Consider the following 298-nt stretch of genomic DNA (forward strand, 5'->3'; position numbering starts at 1 on the left):
GGCCGGCATCACGTCGCTGATCTCCATCACCGAGGTGGTCATCTCCGCGGTGCGCGACAAGTTCGAGATCGGCCGGGTCGCGGCCACCCTGGTGGTGGCGCTGCCGATGGCCACCGTGAGCGTGCTGTTCCTGGGCACCACCAGCGGCCTGCACGTGCTCGACATCGTCGACCACTTCATCAACCAGTTCGGCATCCTGCTGGTCGCGGTGGTCTCGATGGTCGTCGTCGTGTGGGGCCTGCGGGCGCTGCCCCAGCTGGCCGCCCACCTCAACGACCACAGCTCGGTGCACGTCGGG

General features: G+C 68.5%; 1 pseudogene. It reads left to right on the top strand.

Features of this window, described 5'->3' with window-relative positions:
* Positions 1 to 298: pseudogene (locus QWY28_RS23430) on the top strand (sodium-dependent transporter); the annotation flags it as partial.

It is taken from the genome of Nocardioides oceani (assembly GCF_030412965.1).
GTDB classification, from domain to species: Bacteria; Actinomycetota; Actinomycetes; order Propionibacteriales; family Nocardioidaceae; genus Nocardioides; species Nocardioides oceani.